The organism is Agrobacterium sp. V1, assembly GCF_030518355.1.
Classification (GTDB): domain Bacteria; phylum Pseudomonadota; class Alphaproteobacteria; order Rhizobiales; family Rhizobiaceae; genus Agrobacterium; species Agrobacterium cucumeris.
On sequence record NZ_JAULSF010000002.1, the window covers coordinates 1,691,293 to 1,712,947 of the forward strand.

Consider the following 21,655-nt stretch of genomic DNA (forward strand, 5'->3'; position numbering starts at 1 on the left):
CATGCAATCAGGCCAAAATAACTTGCATTTTAAGGCGCAGACATGTCTGATAACGCAATATATTGCGGAGGATCTTCTTTTATGTCGCAGAAAATTGCGGATCAGATCGACAAACGGATACTCGGGGAATTGTCTGCCGATGCGCGAGTCACCAACAACGAACTCGCCGAGCGGGTCGGACTGTCGGCATCTGCGTGTCTGCGGCGGCTCCGGCGGCTGGAGGAGGTAGGGGCGATCAAAGGGTATTCCGCGATCATTGATCCGGCAATCGAGGGATGGACGATGACCGCCCTTGCATCCGTCCGCCTCAGCCGCCAGCACGACGACGAAATCCGAATGTTCGAGGCGGCCGTTCTCAACTGGGACGAGGTTCTCGAATGTCATCTGGTCACCGGTTCGAAGGATTACATGCTCAAGGTCATGTGTGGCGGCCTGGAAGACTATGAGCGTTTCATCAAGGACAAGATCGCAAAGCTGAAATGTGTCGACACCATCGAGACAAGCTTCGTCATGAACACAATCAAGGCACGACGCATCTGAGCGTTGCAATTCCTGCCTTCACCCGGCTCTCGCGCTCCCAGAGGCGTCTTCCGCTTAAAAACGAATGTTCAAACCGAACCTGCCGGCGTAACTATAGTTTTCGCTGAAATCGCGCAGGGCAGTTTTGACGTTCGCCTCTCCATAAATCGCGTATTTTCCGTTCGCCCAACTGTATGTTCCACCTATGCCGAGACCACCCCGGAGCCGTTGGTGCCCGCTGGTGAATGCCACGCCTGCCACATCGGTTCTGGTCTCAGGCAGGGCGTCATAATAGAGATTGGCAATGCCATAAGCGTGGATCCGATTGATCTCTCCCGTATCGCTAACCCATGTGGTTTCGAAGTCGGACGACAGGCCAAGACGCATGGTCAGATCATCGTCGTTATCGAGGGATACCTTTGTGCCAAAGACGTCGTCGAAATCCTTGTAGCTGACATTGGAGTAGACAAGCTGCGCTTGCGGCGTCACTGCCCAGCCCCGACCAATGACGATCTGCTGACCGGCTTCAAGACCAAGCGCGTAACCGAAACCATCATTGCCGGAGACGAGTCTTGTCGTTGCAGTCGAAGACGAAAGATTGCTGTCGTACCAGGTCAGATTGGTCTGCCCATCGAGATAGAAACCGCCTTCGCCATACCAAGTCAGGGAGCCACCGAAACCATAGCCATTTCCCCTGATCGAACCATCGCCGAAAACCGAGGTGACATCGCTGTCAATGGTGCCGTAATGCACAGAAAGGCTACCAACCAGACTGCCGCTTTTTCCAGAGTGAAGCTCCAGATCCGAACCGGCCTGCAACTGCCAGGTATCGACCCTGTAGTCTGCCGCTGTTGTCGAAGATTTCGGCGTCATACGATCATGGCTGCCGGTCATGCGCGCCCAGATGCCGCTATCGTCAGCCTCGTCAAATGCAGCCTGAACCTCGTTCGTGTTGCGGTTCCAGACGCGGTTGCCGACGCGCTGCTGAAGCGTGTCCAGACTGTTGAAACGCTGCAGCGCCGAGGCATAGGCTTCGTAAACAGGTGCGCCGGGCTGATAGAGCGGAGTTGCCGAGCCTCCTGAACCGGTTAGAGCCGAGCGCAGATACCAATTGCCATCGGTGGGTGTGGAGGCGCCGCCCTGATAAAGCCGGTAGGCGTAGGCTCCGGCCACCACCGCCGGATCACCCTTAAACAGATAGCTGCCCAGCAGGGAAAAATTGCCGGCTGACACGCCTCCAACCTCGATGATCTTGATGCCCTCAATCGTCTGGCCCCCAGCGCCACCCAGATTGATCACGCGGACATTGGTCGTGCCAGACGTGTTGCCAGTAACGACCAGCTGGTCGGTGGCAGAGCTGTCGTCACCCAGCACCGTTTCGATTTCGAGTGTACCACCACTGCCGATATAGTCGCCTGCAACAGTGAGCGTGCCGATGGAATTGCCCGGCGCGATGGTGCCGCCTGAAAAATTGGTGGTCGTGCCCAGCTGGCCAGTGCCCTGCAGACGACCGCCAACCACCTGCATCGATCCGCCAAGGGAGCCGTTTACGGAGAGGATGCCGTTATAGACGCCAGACGTGCCAAGGAGCGCCGAATTGTTGGCGGTCAACGTGGTTTGTCCGCTACCGAGTTGCTGCACGCCACCCGCCCCTGAAATCGTGCCGCCGAATGTGACCACATCCGAACGGTCAAAGGCCAGAATACCGTCATTGGCAACGTCGCCGATGATACTGCCGCTGGTCCCGCCATCGCCCAGCTTCAGGGTTCCAGCTGTGATCGTTGTGCCACCTGCATATGTATTCGTGCCGGTCAGCGTCAAGGTTCCGGCACCAAGCTTGGTTAACTCGCCAACGCCGGATATTTCTGGCTCGATCCCGATGCTGAAACCGTTCGTATCAAAAAAACCTCCGCCAGACGCAAGGCGCAGCTGTTGGCCGTCGAAATTCGAGAAGAAGGTATTTTTGTCTTCGATGGCCCGTACGATACCACCGTCAAGCGTGACATTTGCGCTTCCCGAACCTCCACGAAAAAAGCTGGTCTCAAGCACGCCGCGCGCCGTCGCAGTACCGTTTATAGTGACCGTTCCGGACGCATTTGTCGCCGAGGAACCAAGCAAGACACCGGATTTCGCGTAAACCAGACCGCCATCTTCGATGGTGATGTCTCCAACACCATGATTTCCCACAGTGAGGCTGGAGCTGGTGATCTGCCAGTTTGAGCCGATCCCTGTCACCGTGACGCTTCCGACGCTACCAGGATTTGCACCAACATATCCCTGGGTGCTTGAGACGGTCGCACCATCTTCGATCAACATCGTACCGCTGGAAAAGCTGCCGACGGCAAGCTGGTCAGAATTGACCCACTTTGAACCCTGACCGGTCACGATGACGCTGCCCGCTAAGAACGTGTCACCTATGATCCCCAGGCCATTGCTGACACTTCCGCCGTCCTCAATGCGTAAGCTGCCATTGTCGATCGAAAGACGCCCGGTGGTTTCCCACATGGAACCCGCACCCGAAACAAGCGCAGTTCCAAAATACGTCCCACCAAGGCTCGCATCTGCGGTGACATTGACCTTGCCGCCTGCTCGGACTTCCAAACCACCGGCCGCACCGTCGCCGATTACAAAATAATCCGTATTGGTCCAGGTTGACGAACTACCGCCTGCGTCTTTTCCGAATACGATGACAGTGCCGCCCACAACTCCGCTGCTGTTGGTCACAACCGCACCGCCGTTGATGTTGAGAGTGCCCCCGGAGGTTCTCGTTTCCATTGTGCTCAGGCTCGAGCCTGTACCGGTCACTGTGACGACGGCACCCGTATCGATGTTAATGTAGTTACCCTCAGCACTACTGCCTGAGATCAGTGCCGTTCCTGAAACCATCCCGATGTCAGTTGAGGCGTCCGGGACAAGGCCCGTGTCCCAATTCCCGGCATCGAACCAGTCATTGTTTCCGGCTGAACCCGTCCAGCTCGCAGTTTGCGCCAGGGCTGGATAAGAGGCGGCTGTAAAAAGGCATCCAAGCAGGAGGCTGCGCGACGAACGAAGGTGCTTCGCTTTTGGGCTTCCCGAGTTCCGGATACTTGGCTTGTCCGGCATCGGACGTCGTTGTTTCAGCATCGCGCGCCCCGAAGCAGACTACCTTGAATGAATCACATTCGAATCTCCTCATATAAGAAGGGTTTATGGTTAACAGAAAGTGGCTTTCCGGTTGTATTCCCCGGTTTATCGGACAACCAGCATGCTTTCGCTCTACCCAGGTTGAAGGAAGTTTTCAGCGAAATCGCTTAACCGCTGTTTAGCGTCTCTGAGACCGATAAACAGTCGTATCGAGCATGCAGTTTCGCCCAGGGTTATGAGCATTGCCCGGCTTGTTTTCGGCCTGGATGAATACATGGCCAATTCCTGGTTCAAGTCGTGGTTTTGCATCGCGATGTCACGTCCTCAGGGCGTCGGACGTGCCATCATGATCGTTTGTTTACTGCGTCTTTGTTTCGAGGGCCTTCACAATGGCCTCACCGAATGCCCTGGCCGAGGCAGGGTTCTGGCCTGTGATGAGACGGCCATCGACAACAACCTTGTTCTCGAAAATCGGTGCCTCTTCAAATATCGCCCCAGCGTTCTTCAGCGCGCCCTCGAGCTCGAAAGGAACGATCTTGTCATATTGGCGGGAGACTTCTTCTTCTGCAGTGAAGCCCGTGAGCTGGCGTCCCTTGATAAGGCTTTCGCCGTTGCTCAGCTTCACATTCAAAAGACCTGCCGGACCGTGGCAAACGGCACTGACGATGCCGTTGCCCTCGTAAATCTTGCGAATGATATCCTGAAGATCGGTATCATTGACGAAATCCCACATTGGTCCATGTCCGCCGACAAGTTGGACAGCCGCATATTGTGAGGCGTCGACCTCTGAAAGCTTGATCGAATTTGCGATCTTGTTGCGGTGATCCGGATTGGTCCAGAATGCAAGCGTCGCAGGGTCCTTTAGATCGAACCCGTCAAAAGGCGACAATCCGCCCTTCGGACTTGCAATGTCGAAATCGATACCGGCTTCATCGAACACTTCTACGGGGTGCGTTAGCTCGGGGAACCAATATCCGCCGACGAGTTCGGGGGTTTTCTTGTCCAGGCTGGACACGACGATCAGGATTTTTTTCTTCGCGGTTTCAGCAGTCTGCGCGAACGAGGTGGCGGGCAGCGCGACAAGGGTGGCAATGGCGACGCAGATGCCTGCGACGTGGTTAAAGAGCGACATATCCATTCCTCAAATTGTTGACACGCTCTCCATATGTCCAGCTTCGATTAAAAACATAAGTGCCACACTTCTATATGGATTGTTTAGAAAACCTTCGTTATCTATCTGGAGCCTTATAGTGTTGCCTTCGCCAATGGTCCGAATGGAAAGATCAAATGACGCGTCACGATGCATTCGACGGACTGTCGGAATTCCTGGCAATCGCCAGGCATAAAAGCATCCGCAAGGCAGCATTGGAGCTTGGCGTGACGCCAGGCGCGATCAGCCAGGCGTTGCAGCGGCTGGAACGAAGGCTGTCGACACCCTTGTTTCATCGCACGACCAGAAAAATGTCGCTGACAGAAGCAGGCGAAGGGCTTTTGGGGAAGATAGGCCCGGCGGCTCATCTGATCGAGGCAAGCTTTGAGGAGACGCTTCAGTCTTCAAGCGAGCCGTCCGGCACGTTACGGCTTATCGTTGAGAGGCTTGCTATTCCGCATGTTTTGGATCCTGTCATGCCCATTTTCAGACGATCTTGGCCGCTGGTGAATGTGGACGTGACGGTCAGCAATCAGCATCACGATTTTGTTGCCCAAGGTTATGACGCTGGCATCCTACTCGGATCCTATGTTGCCCAGGAAATGATCGCTATCAGGCTTTCACCACCGTTCAGTTGGGCCGTTTTCGGTTCTCCAGAGTATTTCAAAGTGCATGGGAAACCGAAAACACCTGGTGAGCTTACACAGCACCGATGCATTCGATTTCGACGCCCGGAAAAAGGAGACATCTACCGGTGGGAGTTTCTCGATCAGGGTCAGACCGTCCGGTTGGAACCGAGTGGACCAATCACAGTGAACGATGGGGAGCTTATGCGGCAATTCGCTTGCCAGGGTCTGGGCCTCATCTATTCGTCGACGTTCCACACTTCCAGCGAACTCGCCCAGGGTCTGCTCGAACCCGCTTTGCTCGATTACTCTCCCGGCGGCGATGGCCTCTTTCTCTACTTTACCAAGGCCGCCCAAAGCCAGCCCAAGTTACGGGCATTCATTGACACCTGCTCGAAGCTGCGCAAACAGTCCAAGTCAGTGACGTGATGTATATTTAATTCCGACCATAAGCGGTGATGCCTCCGGCCCTGCCGCGCACTGTCAGGCTTGGAAACAACATCCAGCCTCTCCTTAAATCAGGTCTGCCTGCAGCAGCCTCAAGAATGTCCGGGGGCTGGCCGTCGTGGTCTTCTGGCTGCGTCGTGGCGCTACGACAGGTGCCCAATGGCCTTCTTCTCCGCCATCGCTCTCGCCGCAACTATTATCTTCTGTTTCTGAGCAACGAGTCCTGACCCTGGCGAGAAAACAACGCGACGCTCTCGAGAAGCACACATCATTGAACGTGCGTTCGGCGTCGGACCGAGCGCATTGACGAAAGCGGTAGCCCTGCTCGCGCAGGATCTCGAAGCTCAGACCGCTTGACGGCGGAGAAGCAGGAGCTCTCCAACCAACCGGAATTTTTGCAACGGAGCCCCATGTGTCGCGGGCAACGCTTTTGATGGGTCCGGAATCCCATGAGTAAGCACGGCGTCCATTTCTCCAGCAATATGAGTGCTGCTGGCGCGCGCGCCGTCGACTAATGCACCATGGTAGTTCATGAAATTAGAGTGATAATTCTGATGGGATCGCACGCTGAAAGCGTAGCCGATGACGTGATCAGATTGAGAGGCAGAGCTGATGGGGCTATTTGGAATTCTGATCGGACTAGGCTTTCTGATGTGGTTTGCCTACCGCGGATGGAGCGTGTTGCTCCTGGCGCCTGCGGCAGCTCTTATAGTCGCAGTCTTTTCCGGCGAGCCGCTTTTGCCACACTGGACGTCGACATTCATGAGCGGTACCGCACGTTTCGTGATGCAATGGTTCCCCATGTTTTTGCTCGGTGGCATCTTTGGAAAAATGATGGATGACAGCGGATCGATTACGTCGATCGCTCGTTTCCTGACGGAGCGTCTGGGTGTCAAGCGAACCATGCTCTCCGTTGTCCTGGCATCCGCCGTCGTCACCTATGGCGGCGTCAGCGTCTTCGTTGCATTTTTCGTGCTGGTGCCCATGGCAAGGGAAATGTTCCGCGCTGCCAATATCCCGGCACGCCTCATGCCGGCGGCCATCGGTCTCGGCGCCTTTACCTTCACCATGTCAGCGATGCCGGGCACGCCCTCGACAAACAACGCGATACCGATGCCATATTTCGGCACGACGACGTTTGCGGCGCCCGGTCTTGGTATCATTGCCTCCATTATCACATTCGCCTTCGGAATGTGGTGGCTGGCGCGCATTGAGGCGAAAGCCCGCGCCGCCGGAGAAGGATATACAGATGATGAAAAGCCGGTTGTCATCAGTGAAAAGACCCGCGAACAGGCGACCATTTCAGGGGACTTTGATCCAAACGAGTTGACCCACGGACAGAGGAGCAAACAGGCGCCATCGTTCCTTTTCGCCGTTCTGCCGCTGATCGTCGTGATTGGGGTCAACTTCCTGATGGCCCTGGTGATATTGCCGAGGGTCGATTTCTCGCGGGCCGAAACCGCGCTCGGGATCAATATCGCCTCGACCATTGGCGTTTGGGCTGTCCTTCTTGCCCTGGCAGCGGCGATCATCACCGTCATTGCGATCAATTTCGGCCGGCTGGGGTCATTACGCGAGAGCCTCGATGCAGGATCAAACTCAGCGGTTCTTCCCATCATGACAGTGGCGAGCCTTGTCGGTTTCGGCGCCGTTGTCGCGGCCATGCCGGCCTTTATGGTCGTGCGGGACGCGGTGCTGCAAATACCGGGCGGTCCACTCGTTTCACTGGTCGTGGCGATGAACACCCTGGCCGGGCTGACCGGGACAGCGTCTGGCGGGATGGCAATCGCACTCAATGCGCTCGGCGCGGAATATATGCGCCTTGCGGCCGAATACGGCATCGACCCTGCCCTGATGCATCGTCTGACGACGATCAGCGCCGGCACGCTGGATGCCCTGCCGCACAATGGTACGGTGCTGCTCCTCCTGCAGATCAGCAAGCAGACGCACGCCGGAAGCTATTTCGACATGATCATGACGGTCATTGTCGGCGTCATCCTGTCTCTCATCGCAGTCTTTTTTCTCGGTTCGATGTTCGGCTCATTCTGAGCTGGCACCGCACGCTGATCCCGCCTGTTCGGGATCCGGTGACAATTCATAGGCTTACCCGTTCAACGTTATGGAGACCGTGCCATGAAGAAAATGTCCGTTCTGATCCTGATACCGTTACTGATGGCCAGCACCCCGGCACTCGCACATGTCGGCCATGGCGACCATGGCTCATTCATGTCCGGGTTCATGCACCCGCTTTCCGGCTGGGATCACATCCTTGCCATGGTCGCGGTCGGCCTTTCAGCCGCCATGCTCGGGGGACGTTCCCTGATCGCCATTCCTGCGACTTTTGTCGCTTTGATGCTGGTCGGCTTTATCGTGGCGCTTGCGGGTGTGCACATCCCCCTGGTCGAGCCGGTCATTCTCGCTTCGACAATCATCATCGGTCTTTCGGTCGCGGTTGCGCGCCCGGTCTCGCCGGTGCTCGTCGCCATGATTGTCGGCGGGTTCGCTTTTTTCCACGGACACGCCCATGGCACCGAACTGGCCAACCAGAGCGCCCTGGTCTTCGGAGCAGGTTTTGGTATCGCGACGGCATTGCTGCACATGATCGGAATGGGAACGGGCATCGTCGCCGAGCGGCTGACGCGCGGGACAGCTGCTTTGCGCCTGGCCGGTGGCGCGACCGCACTTGGCGGCGTCCTTTTACTCGCAAGCTGACTGGCCGAATGCACGTGATGAAACATGTGAAGCCAAAGGGGTCGGCATAGGGCCGGCTTTAGCGATAGCTCCGGGAGAACCATGTGACGCAACAGACATCCGGTGGCCTGCCCATCCAGCTTCTGCGCCTGGTGAGCCCAAGCCAGCCCGTCGGCTCGTTTTCCTACTCCCGCGGTCTGGAATGGGCAGTGCACGACAGGAATGTTTACGATGAGGCAAGTGCTGCGGCCTGGATATTCGGTCTTGTCGAGCACAGCTACTCTGTCTGCGATGCGGCTTTGTTCCTGCGCATGATGCGGGCGATGAAGGTCGGGGATCGTGACGCGTTCCTGAAGGCTGATGCTTGGCTGTCGGCGGCGCGGGAAAGCCGGGAGATCGAACTGGAAGACAAGCAGATGGGCGCATCGATGTTGAAGGTTCTGCAGGATCTCGGCGTTTCGTCCGCCAAATCCTTCAAGGGGTCGAAGCTGACATATCCGGCAGCCTTCACGCTGGCGGCGACGCACTGGAACATCTCGGAGACCGATGCGCTGCGGGGGCTTCTATGGAGTACGGTCGAAGGCCAGGTGTCTGCGGCCATTCGGTTGGTCCCGCTGGGGCACACGGCCGGCCAGCGCCTCCTTATTGCTGCAGATGACGTCATCGAGCGGGCGGCGAGAAAGGCCGAGACGGTCACCGACGATGAAATAGGCAATGCCGCACCCGTCATGGCCATGGCGAGTGCCTGGCATGAAACGCAATACAGCCGGCTCTTTCGTTCCTAGGTGCCAATGGAGTCCGCAGGAACGCATCTTGCCGGTATCACACGATAGTCCAGGGAGGGCTATGCATTGATTTCGTTGTTTCGTGGCCTCCGGTCCGTTCTCATCCTTGCCGCCGCGGGTGTGCTTTTCGGCGCCTTCCTGATGTTCTGGGAAGCCATACTTATGCTTGTGGACAGTTTCCGGATGGCCCGGCTGAACCCCGATATGTCCGTCATCGTCGCGGTGCTGCGCGCAACGGACAAAATTCTCCTGGGCATCGTGTTGATGGTGGTGGGCTGCGGTATTGCACTTGGCTTTGCGCTCGACATCCCGCCCGAGCAGCGATCGAAGCTGCCGCAATGGATGATCATCGATACCGTAGCGGAGCTCAAGAACCTCTTCTTCCAGATGATCATCCTTTATCTCGTTGTCCATTTTGCCGCCCAGGTCGGTGAAATGCAGATGCCTTTGCAATGGGAAGCGCTGGTGCTTCCGATATCCGCGCTCCTTTTGGCAGGAGCAATGAAGCTGACCGCGAGTTCGCACCATTTGGCAGAAGGGACACGGAGCGAAAAACGGAGCGATCACACGAAGGACGTGGTGCGACAAGCCGGCGCAAAGCCGTCTGAGCAACCACCTTCCGAATAGCTGGAGGTACCGGTGGACTTGAATCGTAGCGCAGGCCGCCAGGAGCGATCACGAGAGGGATTTTCGCCCATGGTCAACGGATGGAATGCGCAGCTCGAATTGTGGTTTGCGCAATCCCACGGGAAGACCCGCCTCATGCACAGACGCCATAGCGGGCCGCTTGCGGTTCAACGTGCCTTTCATCCCGAAAGCGATGGCTCCGCGCATGTCTACATTCTGCATCCGCCGGGCGGCGTTGCAGGTGGCGATGTCCTCGACATCAATTGTCGCCTTGCTCCGCAGGCGCGCTGCGTCCTCACCACCCCCGGTGCGACGAAATTCTACCGCACCGATGGCGGCGCGAGCGTGCAACGCACGCAGATCGACGTTGGCGAAAACGGTATCTGCGAAAATCTCCCGCAGGAAACCATTCTTTTTGAGGGTGCGGATGCTTCCATCAACACCCGCGTCACGCTTGCGGGCAATGCCGTTTATGCCGGCTGGGACTTTATCAGCCTCGGCCGCCCAGCGGCGGGGGAGCGTTTCGTGACCGGTGGGCTTCAGCAACGTGTCGAGATATTTCGCGATGGCGAGCTTATCTGGTTCGAGCGAATGGCGTTTTCGCGCTCACCGGAGATTCTGGACGCCCCGGTCTTTTTTGCCGGGCGCCCGATCGTCGGAACAATGGTCTACGCGGGACCCGCGCTCGAAAACACCGTTGAATGTATTCGCGAGACGCTTGGCACACAGGCGACAGGTGTTTTTTCGGTCAGCCAGCTCGAGCATGTGATCGTCTGCCGTTACCTCGGCCAGCGCATGTCCGAAGGCAAGGCGCTTTTTCTCCAGGCGTGGAGCATTCTTCGCGAACGAGGCCTCATGAAAAAGGCCGTCGCTCCACGCATCTGGGCAACGTGAACCAGCAAAACGATGAGGGCTACCCATGGAACTGCTACCGCGTGAAAAGGACAAACTCCTGATCTTTACCGCTGCACTGCTCGCAGAACGGCGCAGGGCAAAGGGCCTGAAACTCAACTACCCAGAGGTGGTAGCCTTTATCTCAGGGGCACTGCTGGAGGGCGCCCGCGAAGGGCGAACCGTCGCCGATCTCATGTCATATGGCGCGACATTGTTGACCCGTGAAGAGGTCATGGAGGGCGTGCCGGAGATGATCCACGACATACAGGTCGAAGCGACTTTTCCCGACGGTACGAAACTCGTCACCGTCCACAACCCCATTCCCTGAGGAGGCTATCATGATTCCCGGCGAATATTTTATCGAGGATGGCTCCATCGAGCTCAACAAGGATCGGCAGACGCGCAAGATCGACGTTGCCAACTCCGGCGACAGACCGATCCAGGTGGGGTCCCACTATCACTTCTATGAAACGAATGAAGCGCTGCTGTTCGACCGGGAGGCCAGCCGTGGCTTCCGGCTCAATATTCCTGCCGGAACGGCAGTCCGCTTCGAGCCGGGGCAGGAGCGCACGGTCGAGCTCGTGGCGCTCGATGGTGGAAGAGAGGTTTACGGTTTCAACGCCAAGGTTATGGGCAAGCTCTAGGAGGCAAGGATGGTAACGATCACACGGCAGAACTACGCCGATCTCTACGGTCCGACCAAGGGCGACAGGCTTCGGTTGGCGGACACGGAACTCGTCATCGAGATCGAGGAAGATCACACCATATACGGCGAGGAGGTGACGTTTGGTGGAGGCAAGGTGATCCGCGACGGCATGGGTCAAAGCCAGCGGCCGGCGGCCGAGGTTGCCGATGTCGTCATCACCAATGTCATCATCATTGATCACTGGGGCATCATCAAAGCGGATGTCGGCATCAAGAATGGCCGAATTTCCGGCATCGGCAAATCAGGCAACCCCGATATCCAGCCGGGAATATCGATTATTGTCGGTGGCGCCACCGACGTCATCGCCGGCGAAGGGCGCATCCTCACCGCAGGCGGCGTCGACACCCATATCCACTTCATCGCACCACAACAGGCCGAAGAGGCGCTCGCGAGCGGCACGACGACGCTTGTTGGCGGAGGTGCGGGACCGACGGTCGGTACGCTCGCGACAACTGTTACCGCCGGCCCCTGGGCAATTCACCGGATGCTTGAGGCAGCGGAAGCGCTGCCCATCAATGTCGGCCTGCTTGGAAAGGGCAACATAAGCAAACCCGATCCGCTGCGGGAGCAGATTCGCGCCGGCGTTGTTGGTCTCAAGCTGCATGAAGACTGGGGAACGACACCGGCTGCCATCGACAATTGCCTGACGGTTGCCGACGAGATGGACATTCAGGTCGCGCTCCACAGTGACACGCTCAACGAGAGCGGCTTCGTTCGGGATACCCTGGCGGCGATGAAGGGTCGTACCATCCACAGTTTCCACACCGAAGGCGCTGGCGGCGGGCATGCGCCTGACATCATTACCGCAGCCGGTGAAGAAAACGTCCTTCCGTCGTCTACAAATCCTACCAGGCCATTTACGATCAACACCATCGACGAACATCTCGATATGCTGATGGTCTGCCACCACCTCAGCCCGCAGATCCCGGAAGATGTTGCCTTTGCCGAGTCGCGTATCCGGCGCGAGACAATTGCGGCGGAAGACATTCTCCACGACCTTGGCGTCTTTTCGATGATGTCTTCGGATTCGCAGGCGATGGGTCGCATCGGCGAGACGACGCTTCGTTGCTGGCAGACCGCGCACAAGATGAAGGTCCAGCGTGGTCCACTGGCGGAAGACAGCGAGCGAAACGACAACTTTCGTGTCAAGCGCTATATCGCCAAATATACGATCAATCCGGCTCTGACGCACGGCTTTGCTCATGAGATCGGGTCCGTTCAGGTGGGAAAACGAGCAGACCTCGCTCTCTGGAAACCAGCATTTTTCGGCATCAAGCCGCAACTGGTGATGATCGGTGGAATGATCGCCATGGCCCCGATGGGTGACCCGAATGCGTCGATTTCCACACCGCAGCCCGTGCATTACCGCCCGATGTACGGCGTGCTCGGCCGCGCCCTCGGTTCGACAGGTGTCACATTCGTCTCGCAGGCGGCGCTTGATGACGGCATCGGTGAGAAACTTAAACTGAACAAGCAGCTCGTCGCTGTCAGCGGTACCAGGACGGTGCGCAAGAAGGACATGATCCACAACAGCCGCACACCAAAGCTCGAGGTCGATCCGCAAAACTACAAGGTGCGCGTCGACGGAGAGCTGATCACATGCGAACCGGCCGACGTGCTGCCGATGTCGCAGCGGTATTTCCTCTTCTAGAAAGCGGGAATACCGGGCGTTTACGCGTCCGGTATTTCCAACAACAGGGCAGAAGCCTCGAGCCTGCGCGACAGGAGCACGTATTCATGAAGCTGAACCATTTTCCGGATCACCCCCTGTTTTCTTTCGTGGACTGGTCGCTGCGGGGCATCGGGCAGGTCGTCTTTCAGAACAACCCGCTGTCAGGCCTCGTCATCCTGGCCGCACTTGTCTGGAATTCATGGATTTACGCCGTCATCTGTATTCTCGGGGTCATCTCGAGCACCTTGACGGCGGTGATCCTCAAGGCTGACAGAGGAATGCTGCGTGATGGCCTTTACGGGTTCAATGGCGCGCTGGTCGGCCTGGCGCTCGTTGCCTTCACCAGCGAGGATTTTCGGGCCGGCTCCATCCCGTCCATCGCGATGGTTGTCTACATCATCTGTGCTGCCGCCTTCACCACAATGGCGCTTGCCAGCATTGGTGCATTGCTCGCGCCTCACAAGGTGGCGCCGCTGACGATGCCGTTCGTCCTTGTCGGATGGCTCTTTCTCTTCGCCGTTCTGAAATTCGATGCCATCGATGCCGGCCCCATGGCCAAACCCATCTCGCCCGAGCAGTTTTCCGACACGGTGCCTTATGTCCTTTCAACCTGGTACGAAGGGATCGGCACGTCGATCGGCCAGATCTTTTTCCAGGACAACTGGATTTCCGGATATCTCATCCTGATCGCCATTGGCCTGAACTCCCGCATTTGCGCCGCAATGGGCTTACTTGGAGCGATTGTCGGCACGCTGGTGGCTGCCCTGTATGGAGGACCGGAAGGGGCGGTGCGTGACGGCCTTTTTGGCTACAACTCGGCCCTGACTGCCATGGCGCTCGGCGGCATTTTTCTGGTTTTCACTTGGCGCAGCCTCCTCTACGCCATTTTTGGCGCTGTCATAGCAAGCTGGCTCTGGGCTTCGGTTGCCATCTTCCTGACGCCGATCGGCATGCCGGTCCTGACGTCAACCTTTGTTCTCGTAACCTGGCTTATGCTGCTGGGTCAGGGTGCATTCAAGGCACTCGTGCCAGTCCCACCCGCCGAATCCACTACACCGGAAGATAATCGCGCGCGCTGTCTCGGACACCAGGGTTGATCTTCAAAACGACGTCCACAGGATGCCTGTCATTTTTGTCGACATGACTGTTCTGATTTTTCGACGACCTGCCGAAGAACAGGATTTGTGCCGCAGTGCTTTCCATCGACCACCATGCTCCTCGGACAAGACACAAAACGGCGCCACAGGGCGCCGTTGTTGTCTGGCTGAAGCCTCGGAGCCTCGGAGCCTCCCGGCTATTCGCCGGCTACCTCGGTAACAGGATCCGGTTTGACCCCGAAGAGCCGTTCCTTCAGCCTTTCCCGACCGGTCTGGACAACCAGGTAAAGTACGGGAATGACGACAAGCCCGAGCACGGTACCCAGCAGCAGGCCGCCGAGCACCGTGGAGCCGATTGCCTGGCGACTGCCTGCACCGGCACCGGTTGCAATGACCAGCGGAACAACGCCAAGAATGGAGGCGAGTGCCGTCATCAGGACAGGTCTGAAGCGCTGGGATGTGCCCTCGGACGCCGCATCGAAAATGCTCATGCCCTCTTCACGGCGTTCCTTGGCGAATTCCACGATCAGGATCGCATTTTTTGCCGCAAGCCCGATCAGCAGCAGCAGGCCGATCTGGGCGTAGATGTTGAGATCGATGCCACCGACGACGAGGGCGCCGAGAGCGCCGACCACTGCGACCGCAACTGACAACATCACGGCAACCGGGACGCTCCAGCTTTCATATTGCGCGACGAGGAAAAGATAGGTGAAGACGATGCCCATGATGAGGATAATGACCGTCTCGTTCCCCGATTGCTGCTCCTGAAGCGCCAGACCCGTCCACTCGAACCCGAAACCGGCAGGCAGTGCCTCGTTTGCCAGTCCACCCATGATCGTCAGGGCTTGCCCGGTGCTGGTGCCTGCTGCTGCCTGACCGTTGATCGAGGCTGATGAGAACAGATTATAACGATTGACCGAGCTCGGCCCGTAGACCGTCGAGATGGAAAGCATGCTCTGGAGCGGAACAAGTTCCCCCGACTGACTGCGAACCCTCAGGCGCTGGATGTCATCGATACGTTGGCGATAGGCTGCCTCGTCCTGCAGCCGGACCTGATACACACGCGAGAAAATGTTGAAATCGTCAACATATGTTGACCCCAGATGAGCCTGCAACGTTGCGAAAATCGCGGCGGGCGAAACACCATAGAGCTCGGCCCGCTTCCGGTCGATATCGAGATAAAGCTGCGGCACCTCAGCGGAGAAGGTACTGAAAACGCCGGCAAGTCCCGGTGTCCGGTTCGCTTGCATAATGAGATTTCGCATGACCTCGGCCAGTTCCTGCTGGCTCTGGCCCGCCTGGGCCTGCAGGCGGAAGTCAAAGCCGCCTGTCGTGCCGAGACCGGGAATTGCCGGGGGATTGAAGGGCACGATTGAAGCCGTGGAAATGGCCGCGAGCTGTGGGCGGAGCCGGTTGATCAACGCAAATGCGCTCTGGTCGGATCCACGTTCACTCCATGGCTTCAGTGCGGAAATGATCATTCCACTGTTTGAACCGCCACCACCAACCATGCTGACACCGGCAATACCGATCGTGTTGGCAATCCCCGGCGTTTGCTGCAGCAGCGCACTTACCTGCGTGATTGTCTGCTGGGTGCGCTCGAGGGATGCAGCATTGGGAAGCTGCACGTTCATGAACAGATATCCCTGGTCCTCGGCAGGAACAAACCCGGTCGGAAGCATGCGGTAGAAACCAAAAATGCCGACCAGGACTGCGGCAAACAGCACGCCCGCGAGCACAAAACGTCGTGCGAACAGCGAAAACATTTTCAGATAAAACCGACGCGAGGAGTCCAGGCCATTGTTCAACCTGCCGAACAGTCCGGTCTTGTGTTCCCGACCGGGCCTGAGAATGAGCACGCAAAGAGCCGGGCTCAATGTCAGCGCATTGATTGTTGAAAAAAGGACCGTCACGAGGATCGTCACGGCGAACTGGCGGTAGAGTTCCCCCGTGATCCCTGCCAGAAATGCGACCGGAACGAAAAGCGCAGCGAGAACGAGCGTGGTCGCAACGATCGGACCAGTGACCTGCTCCATGGTCGCAAGCGTTGCCGCACGAATGTCTATCGCCCGTTCCGTCATAAGTCGCTGGACGTTTTCAACGACAATGATGGCGTCGTCCACGACGAGACTGATTGCCAGAATGACTGCGAAAAGCGTGATCGTGTTGGCAGAATAACCAAGAACGTAGAGGACGGCGAACCCGCCGATCAGCGAAACTGGGATCGTCAGCGTCGGGATCAGCGTTGCACGCCAATCCTGGAGGAAGGCGAACACGACGGCTACCACGAGGACGAAGGTGATCGCGAGCGTCACGAAGATTTCGCGGATGGTTTCCCGCACGAAGGACGTCGTGTCGAATACCATCGTATAGGCAACGTCATCGGGGAACTGTGTGGATAGCCTCTCGAGTTCGCCGAGCACTGCATTCGATACCGCAAGTGCATTGGCATCCGATGACTGATAGACGACGACGGTCGCGCTTGGATGACCATTGAGGGTCGAAGCCGTATCATATGACTGGGCGCCAAGTTCCACGCGAGCGACGTCGCGGAGCCGGACAACGCCGCCATCACGGTTGCTGCGAACGATGATATCGCCGAATTCCGCCTCGTTGGCGAGGCGTCCCCGCGCCATGACGGTAAGCTGCAGCTGCTGTCCGGACATTGCCGGTGGCGAGCCGATCTGGCCAGCGGATGCCTGGGCATTCTGCGCTCGGATCGCAGCGGTGAGATCCGCAGCAGTGATACCGAGTGCCTCCATCCGGTCAGGCATCATCCATATACGCATGCTGTAGGTCGGGCCGAAGACACTCGCTTCGCCGACCCCGGGGAGCCGGGCAAGGGCATCGCGAATGTTTACCGTTGCATAGTTGCTGATAAAGACTTCGCTTTGCGTTCCCTTCGGTGAATAGATCGCCAAACCGAGCAGCATGCTTGACGAGCGACTCCGAACCGTCACGCCGGCCTGTGTGACGGCAGCGGGTAGGCGGGGCGTTGCAAGTGCAAGGCGGTTCTGGACATTGACCTGGGCAATAGCCGGATCAGTGCCGGCCTCGAAGGTCACAGTAAGAGAATAGGTACCGTTATCGGTGCTCGACGAAGACATGTACATCATGCCCTCTACCCCGTTGACCTGCTCTTCGATCGGAGCGCCAACGCTGTCCGTCATCACGGTCGCACTGGCGCCGGGATAGCTGGCTGTCACCTGGACTTCAGGTGGTGTGATCTGCGGAAACTGGGCCACCGGGATCTGAAGAAGCGCTACGGTGCCGGCGATGAGCATCACGACTGCGATGACCATCGCGAAACGTGGGCGGCCAATGAATGGGGCGGAAATGTTCATTTTGGCACCACTGGCTGAGATGACGTCTTGTCTGCGATGATGTCGACAACCGACCCTTCAGCAACGTTCTGGAGACCTTCGATGATGACGTCTTCACCTCCCTCCAGACCACTCTCGACGATCCAGGCTCCGTTTCGTTGCTCGGACACGGTGATCCGGCGTTGAGTGGCCTTTTTATCCGCCGTCACCAACATGACGTAACGTCCTTCCCGGTCCTGCTGTACGGCGCCAAGTGGCACAATCGGGCGCTCCAACCGTGTGTTTTCCGAGACGACCACCGTTACGAACTGACCGGGGATCAGCAGGAAATCGCTATTGGGGAAAACGGAGCGGATCGGCAGCGTCCCTGTTCCCTCATCGACTTCGCTGCCGAGGAACGTGACCGGTACAGTCTGGGGATAGATCTGGCCATTGGAGAGCCTCAGGCGCGTATTATAGCGAAGGGCAAGTTCATCCTTGCTCGCCCCGCCTGCCGCTTCGCGCAAATCCAGCAATGCACGATCGCTGACGGAAAAAACCACCCGGACGGGGTCAAGCTGAACGACACGCGCCAGCGCCGCTGATGATGGCGTCACGTAACTGCCGACGGAAAACGCAGCTGTTCCAATCCGTCCCTTCAGGGGCGAGGTAATATGGCTGTAGCTGAGATTAAGCTCGGCTTGCTTCACGGCCGCTTCTGCCGACTGCGCACTTGCCGACGCAGTGTCACGTGCCGTTTCGCTCTGTTCCACGGTTGCGCGCGCGACGCTCTGGTTCAGGGATTGATTGCGCGCAAGCTGCCGTTCGGCATCGAGAAGGGTCGCATTTGCGCGGGTAAGATTAGCTCGCGCATCGGAAAGCGCGATCTCAAGAGCCCGGCTGTCAATTCTGAAAAGTTCCTGGCCTTCTTCGACTTCGGCCCCCTCTTCGAATGACCTTGCGTCAATGAAGCCATCTATCCTCGAGCGGATGTCGACGGCATTCAATGCCTCAATGCGTCCCACAAACTCGTATTCCGGAGAAACATCATCCACGGCGACCTTCATCGTTGCGACTTTGGGCGCGTCCTGCGCACGTGCCGGAACCGTCATGCCAACTGAGGCCGCGATCATGGAGGCGAGGAGAACTTTAGAAAACCTGCCGGTAATTCCCATGCGTTACCCTCCGGAAAGCGTTAGTGGCCAGGGCAGATACGGCAAATGCGAGCGTGCTTGCCATCGCCCTGCCCCGAGGTCGGCAGCCAGAGCATATTTCTGTAAAGCGCGGGTCGGGAAGCAAAAAATCCTGTTAAAGTACGGATTTTGCAGCCATTTAGCTAAATAGGGATACTGTGCACAAGACCGGGATAAACTGCACAAGACTGTTTGACCCGTGACCTTCGATTGCTTGCTGTAACCTCTCACACCGACGACCATTGATATTGTGGAACACGGCAGTTTGCCCACATAGCGTAAAGAGGCGGCCCTTCTTCTCCATAGGGTTCTGCGGACAGAAACGACGACCGTTTCGGGCGAAGCCGTCCTGCTTCGCGTGCCTCCTTGGGTGTGACACCAAACTCACGTCGAAACGTGCGACTGTAAGTCGACGGGTCTGTAAACCCCCACTCTTCGGCGATTACGGAGATGGACCGCCTGTCATTTTCATTGGCCAGAATGTCTCTGGTCCGTAAAAGACGCTGGCGGCGGATGTAGTTGGAAATACCGCCACTGGTCTCGAATATCCGATAAAGCCTGGACCGTGAGACATTGAGGTCGCGGCACAATTTTTCGGGAGAAAGGTCGCGCATTGCCAGCTGTGTGGCGATAAGTTTTTTCGCGCGCATCATGATCACGGCGTTGATCGGTCCATCCGCTTCGAACACACGGTCGCGCGTCGGCGTGATGCAGGCCGACAGCAAAGAGGTTGTCGCGACGGCCATATGTTCGGCATCCCGCTCCACACGACCGGGGAGCGAATGATGCAGCAGCTGGATGTAGTCGATAATCAGCGCGGACATTTCTGGCCGGATCGCGAGATCATAGGGCTGCGAGAACGCAAAATCACGCGGCAGGATGAGAGCAATCGTTCCGTCATCTTCGCCTTCCGCCTCGTATGGCGAAGAAAGGCAATGCCAGTGGAATTGCCCACTGTGGTTCAGCAGGCCGTCCGGCAACAGGGTCAGCGGAATACTTAACACCCAGTGGTCGAAGACCGGCACTTTCTTGTTATTCCATCTCCGCCGATAGCCGGTGCGGGGATATTCCAGTGACAGCAGCGCGAGGTTGCCCAGTTGCCATACCCTCTGGCGCACCGCAAATGCCTCGAATTTTTCCCGTAATAAAGTGACATCACCCAGATTTGAGTTCCAGGACCGATAGAGATCGAACTGTTCGGCAGGCGGTGCTTCGCGGGTATCGATGTCAATGATGCTGTTCAGGCGGGCCTGGCCATCGTTCTCTTCGGCAATATCAGCGTGGTGCTGCATTAGGGGCACTCTACCGTTTGAGCGCGTAAGGCAGATCGCAACCGGGAGATATCCAGAAAGCCGCATGTTTTTTACGAGCCTGCCAGAAGGCCACCTCACCAGCAACAAAAGGCCGGACACAACTCTTGAGGACAACCGTTATATAAAAACTGAACTCAAGCAAAAGCTTAAGGGCTGGAATTGGATGGTCGAGGACAAACGTTATGGCCGACTTTATTCACATTAGTGAATTTGAATATATGCAGTTAATCCCAATTATGTGCAGGATGTCCCTTTCTCGTTCGGCAGCGCCCGAAGCATGCAAACTGCGATTTTTTCACGCGCTGGCGTCCGACAAGCCAAGCGCATTGCTGATGAGCAAGGTGTTCAACGTGGCGGCGCCGGTATCCAAGTGGTTGCAGCTAAAGGCCAGTGGATGGCGGATTCCCTGCCAACCAAGAGCTCTGACTTCTTTCGGTGAAAGTCCGAACTCGCGTTTGAACATACGGCTATAGCTGGATGGGTCCGTAAAGCCGACATTCTCGGCAATTTGTGAAATGGAGTTCACGTTGGTCGTATCTGCGAGCGCGCGATATGTTTCCAACAGGCGTTTGCGGCGAATGTAGTTGGAGATTCCTCCAGCCGGCTCAAAAATCCGGTAAAGGCGTGAACGAGAGACGCCAACGCTTTTGCAAAGATGCTCGGGGCTCAGATCCGGATCCGCAATCTGGACGCCTATCGCGCGAATGGCGCGGGTCGTAACCACGGCGTCGATTGGTGCCTGTGCCTGAACGAGTTTTTCGTGCGATGGCAAAAGCACGGCTGCCAGCATGTGGGTGGTGGCTTCGGCGACCCTGGAGACACTGCTTTGTTTGAGGTGAACAAGATTTTGATGAAGCAGGATGAGATAGTCGGCAAGAAATTCGACAGCATTTTCAGCGATCTCGGGATGGAGAGGCGCGTCAACCGCGCCGTAGGGAAAGAACAGTGCAATCAGCCGTCCTTTGCTCTCGAAGTCACCCGGCGCGGCAAGATTGGCCATGCGAAGCCGTCGCCGTGGTGATCCGTCCTTCGGGCCGGATGCCTCACTGCTCCTGACTGTCACGACCCAATTGTCGACGGCTGGCTTTTTCTTGTGCTCCCAGCGAAGCAGATGGCCGGGGGAGGTATCGATTACGGCAAACGCAATATCGGCGATCTGCCAGATTTTCTCGCTGGCTTCAAAGGTGGCGGTTTCTCCCTCCGCAAGGCCGACATCGATGATATCCGAATGCCAGTTCCGGAAAAACTCGAAGCGTTCAAGCGCGCTGACGCCGGCCGTGTCACATTCTACCGTGCTTCTCAGCGGATCATCCGCAAATTCGGCGGATGACATCTGCCCACATTCTACCCGTGCATTCATGATATCTCTCCTTGAACCCAAGAGTGAAAAAACATGAAGTAACCAGCATCGACGCTGCGCTGGTGCATCGTGATAGGAAGCCGATTTTTAACGAAGCACAATGTTGACCGTGTGCCGAAGGTTAAGCGCAAGTGAATGTTATTATTACAA

The 21,655-nt window shown here is 57.3% G+C and carries 17 protein-coding genes; 11 read left to right on the plus strand and 6 right to left on the minus strand.

Features of this window, described 5'->3' with window-relative positions:
* The first annotated feature begins 81 nt into the window (after positions 1–81).
* Positions 82–540 carry an Lrp/AsnC family transcriptional regulator gene (locus tag QSV77_RS21620; RefSeq protein WP_302735017.1) on the plus strand — a complete coding sequence of 153 codons (459 nt, stop codon included), beginning with the start codon at positions 82–84 and terminating at the stop codon, positions 538–540.
* 54 nt (positions 541–594) lie between these two features.
* On the opposite strand, the gene QSV77_RS21625 is transcribed toward QSV77_RS21620, so the two are convergent.
* On the minus strand, positions 595–3,642 hold the full coding sequence (locus QSV77_RS21625; RefSeq protein WP_302735018.1) for an autotransporter outer membrane beta-barrel domain-containing protein: 3,048 nt from the start codon (positions 3,640–3,642) through the stop codon (positions 595–597).
* A 358-nt stretch (positions 3,643–4,000) separates the two neighbouring features.
* Positions 4,001–4,774, minus strand: coding sequence for a type 1 glutamine amidotransferase domain-containing protein (locus tag QSV77_RS21630; RefSeq protein ID WP_302735019.1), 774 nt, complete (start codon positions 4,772–4,774; stop codon positions 4,001–4,003).
* Positions 4,775–4,929: 155 nt separating this feature from the next.
* Between QSV77_RS21630 and QSV77_RS21635 the strand changes: the two genes are divergently transcribed.
* From QSV77_RS21635 to QSV77_RS21680, 10 genes are all read left to right on the plus strand, one after another.
* Entirely contained in the window at positions 4,930–5,847 is a 918-nt protein-coding gene (locus QSV77_RS21635) for a LysR family transcriptional regulator (RefSeq protein WP_271362870.1), read from the plus strand.
* Positions 5,848–6,477: 630 nt separating this feature from the next.
* On the plus strand, positions 6,478–7,914 hold the full coding sequence (locus QSV77_RS21640; RefSeq protein WP_302735020.1) for a GntP family permease: 1,437 nt from the start codon (positions 6,478–6,480) through the stop codon (positions 7,912–7,914).
* Between the two features lie 84 nt (positions 7,915–7,998).
* On the plus strand, positions 7,999–8,577 hold the full coding sequence (locus QSV77_RS21645) for a HupE/UreJ family protein (protein WP_269702293.1): 579 nt from the start codon (positions 7,999–8,001) through the stop codon (positions 8,575–8,577).
* Positions 8,578–8,660: 83 nt separating this feature from the next.
* Positions 8,661–9,341 (plus strand): urease accessory protein UreF, encoded by a 681-nt coding sequence (locus QSV77_RS21650; protein WP_302735021.1) that lies wholly within the window; start codon positions 8,661–8,663, stop codon positions 9,339–9,341.
* A gap of 66 nt (positions 9,342–9,407) precedes the next feature.
* A complete protein-coding gene (locus tag QSV77_RS21655; protein ID WP_269702290.1) occupies positions 9,408–9,968 on the plus strand; it encodes a YqhA family protein in 561 nt (186 codons plus the stop codon).
* A gap of 135 nt (positions 9,969–10,103) precedes the next feature.
* On the plus strand, positions 10,104–10,862 hold the full coding sequence (locus QSV77_RS21660; protein WP_269702289.1) for an urease accessory protein UreD: 759 nt from the start codon (positions 10,104–10,106) through the stop codon (positions 10,860–10,862).
* Positions 10,863–10,887: 25 nt separating this feature from the next.
* Complete coding sequence (gene ureA / locus QSV77_RS21665; protein WP_142842996.1) at positions 10,888–11,190, plus strand: urease subunit gamma; 303 nt, start codon at positions 10,888–10,890, stop codon at positions 11,188–11,190.
* Positions 11,191–11,200: 10 nt separating this feature from the next.
* Positions 11,201–11,506: an urease subunit beta gene (locus QSV77_RS21670; RefSeq protein ID WP_142842997.1), complete on the plus strand. Its 306-nt coding sequence runs from the start codon at positions 11,201–11,203 to the stop codon at positions 11,504–11,506.
* 9 nt (positions 11,507–11,515) lie between these two features.
* Positions 11,516–13,219, plus strand: a complete 1,704-nt coding sequence (gene ureC / locus QSV77_RS21675; RefSeq protein WP_269702285.1) for an urease subunit alpha — start codon at positions 11,516–11,518, stop codon at positions 13,217–13,219.
* 86 nt (positions 13,220–13,305) lie between these two features.
* On the plus strand, positions 13,306–14,337 hold the full coding sequence (locus tag QSV77_RS21680) for an urea transporter (protein ID WP_302735022.1): 1,032 nt from the start codon (positions 13,306–13,308) through the stop codon (positions 14,335–14,337).
* A gap of 197 nt (positions 14,338–14,534) precedes the next feature.
* Here the strand turns inward: QSV77_RS21680 and QSV77_RS21685 are convergent, their stop codons facing one another.
* The 4 genes from QSV77_RS21685 to QSV77_RS21700 form a co-directional block, all read right to left on the minus strand.
* Complete coding sequence (locus tag QSV77_RS21685; RefSeq protein ID WP_302735023.1) at positions 14,535–17,681, minus strand: efflux RND transporter permease subunit; 3,147 nt, start codon at positions 17,679–17,681, stop codon at positions 14,535–14,537.
* Positions 17,678–18,814 carry an efflux RND transporter periplasmic adaptor subunit gene (locus QSV77_RS21690; RefSeq protein ID WP_302735024.1) on the minus strand — a complete coding sequence of 379 codons (1,137 nt, stop codon included), beginning with the start codon at positions 18,812–18,814 and terminating at the stop codon, positions 17,678–17,680. Before QSV77_RS21690 ends, QSV77_RS21685 begins: the two co-directional genes overlap by 4 nt.
* Positions 18,815–19,059: 245 nt before the next feature.
* The gene (locus tag QSV77_RS21695) at positions 19,060–20,124 is read right to left on the minus strand and encodes a helix-turn-helix domain-containing protein (protein WP_302735025.1); all 1,065 of its coding nucleotides are present in this window, start codon (positions 20,122–20,124) and stop codon (positions 19,060–19,062) included.
* 316 nt (positions 20,125–20,440) lie between these two features.
* Positions 20,441–21,505 carry an AraC family transcriptional regulator gene (locus tag QSV77_RS21700; protein ID WP_302735026.1) on the minus strand — a complete coding sequence of 355 codons (1,065 nt, stop codon included), beginning with the start codon at positions 21,503–21,505 and terminating at the stop codon, positions 20,441–20,443.
* Positions 21,506–21,655 lie beyond the last annotated feature (150 nt).